Source organism: Dietzia sp. DQ11-38-2 (assembly GCF_014145055.1).
Lineage (GTDB): Bacteria > Actinomycetota > Actinomycetes > Mycobacteriales > Mycobacteriaceae > Dietzia.
In genome coordinates, this window is record NZ_JAALDW010000209.1 from 1 (window position 1) to 1843 (window position 1843).

Annotated in this window: 2 protein-coding genes and 1 pseudogene; 1 reads left to right on the forward strand and 2 read right to left on the reverse strand. The window is 70.4% G+C overall.

Annotated elements, in window-relative coordinates; all coding sequences use genetic code 11:
- Nucleotides 1–227 (forward strand): HRDC domain-containing protein (locus tag G6026_RS07660; RefSeq protein ID WP_182612825.1); only part of this gene is annotated, 227 nt, incomplete at its 5' end.
- A gap of 21 nt (nucleotides 228–248) precedes the next feature.
- Here G6026_RS07660 and G6026_RS07665 read toward each other — a convergent pair.
- Together G6026_RS07665 and G6026_RS07670 are read right to left on the reverse strand one after the other, a co-directional pair.
- On the reverse strand, nucleotides 249–1565 hold the full coding sequence (locus G6026_RS07665; RefSeq protein ID WP_107755965.1) for an AarF/ABC1/UbiB kinase family protein: 1317 nt from the start codon (nucleotides 1563–1565) through the stop codon (nucleotides 249–251).
- A gap of 8 nt (nucleotides 1566–1573) precedes the next feature.
- A pseudogene (locus G6026_RS07670) lies at nucleotides 1574–1843 on the reverse strand (hypothetical protein); the annotation flags it as partial.

The window sequence follows — 1843 nt, forward strand, 5'->3', positions numbered from 1 at the left end:
CGGTCGAGGTCGACACCGGGTTGTTCGAGCGGCTACGGGACTGGCGTAGGGAGACCTCGGAACGCATCGGCAAACCGGCGTACACGGTGTTCACCAACGACACGCTCGTGCAGATCGCTCGCGAGCGCCCCGCGGACACCAGATCGTTGGGGCGCATCGGCGGGATCGGGGCCCACAAACTCGGCGAGTACGGCGACGAGGTCCTGCGTCTGGTGCGGGAGGGCTGAACCGGGACGATCCGGTGCGGGTCACTCCTCGTCGGGGAAGATCTCCGGCATCCAGCGGTGGACGATCTCCCGGTAGGGCGCGGTGGCCTCGAGTTGGCACAGCATGCCGACCGACGCCGAGAGCACGCGATGGATCAGGACGTAGTCGCGGGGCAGTGTGAACGACCGCGAGGTCCGGAACTCCCGGCCGGAGACGTCCCCGTAGACGGCCATGATCCCCTGCAACCACTTGCGGTCGAAGTGGAACTCGGCAGTGCGCATCGGTTCGATGAAGGGGTCGAGGAAGGACATCGCGTCCTCGGGCTCCACGCCGCCCCTTCCCACGTACCCTGACCGCGCCATCAAGGCGACCAACTCGTCTGCCTCCCCGGCCAGAGCGAGCCGCATCATCGAGGTGAGGGCCGCGGGCATGCCCTCCGGCAGGGGCAGCGACGCACCGAAGTCCAACACCACCATCCGCCCGTCGTCGGCGAGAAGGAAGTTGCCAGGGTGCGGATCCCCGTGCATCATCCGGGCGCGGGTGGGGGAGCAGAACTGGAACTCCGTCAGCAGCTCTCCGGCACGGTCGCGCTCGTCCTGCGTGCCGCTCGCGGCGATCCGGCCGAGCGTGCGCCCCTCCGCCCACTCGGTGACCAGGACCTTCGGGGCGGACGCGAGGACGGCGGGCACGCGGATCAGCGGATCGTCGCGGAACGCGGCGGCGAACACCCGCTGCGTGTCGGCCTCACCCCGGTAGTCGAGTTCGGCCACGGCGCTGTCGTACAACTCGTCGATGACCCCCTTGACGTCGGTGCCGGGGGTGAGGGGTCGCAGGAGTGGGGCGAGCCGTCGGAGTTGACGCAGATCAGATCGCAGCGCCTCGTCGGCCCCGGGGTACTGCACCTTGACCGCCACCTCCCGGCCGTCCGACCAGACCGCGCGGTGGACCTGACCGATCGAGGCCGCGGCGGCCGCGGAGGTGTTGAACTCCGCGAACCGCTCCCGCCACCGCAGTCCGAGCTGGGTGTCGAGGACCCTCTCCACCTCCGCGGGGGGAAGTGGTGGCGCCTCCGCCTGGAGCTTGGTGAGCGCCTCGCGGAACGGCCCGGCGTACTTGTCGGGCATTCCGGCCTCGAACACACTGAGGGCCTGTCCCACCTTCATGGCCCCGCCCTTGAGCTCTCCGAGAACGGCGAAGACCTGGTCGGCCGCCTGGTCGGCGAGCTCCTCGGTCAATACACCATCGCTTCTGCCCAGGGCACGACGCCCCAGGGACCCCGCGGCTCGTCCGGCGATTCCCAGGGGCAGGCCTGCGAGGCGAGCTGCTCGGCGGGATGAGGTACGGGGGAGTTCGGGCACGCTTCCAATCATGACAGAGGATGCCCCTGTGTCGCCGCGCCGCAGGTGCAGCGCTCGGAGGCCGGCCACTCGAGTCTCCTCCACAGCCCTTCTGCAGGGTTGATCTCGACGGATGCGCCGACGGTCTGGAGGGGGTGGTCCGCTACGCGACTGGCGGCGACCTCGGCCAGGACGAGCGCGGCGGCCGCGGTGAGCGCGGGAACACCGGCAGCGGGGGACCGGCCCACGAGCTGCGCGGCCACGTACGGCCACCGCGGATCGCGCCCGGCACGGAACAG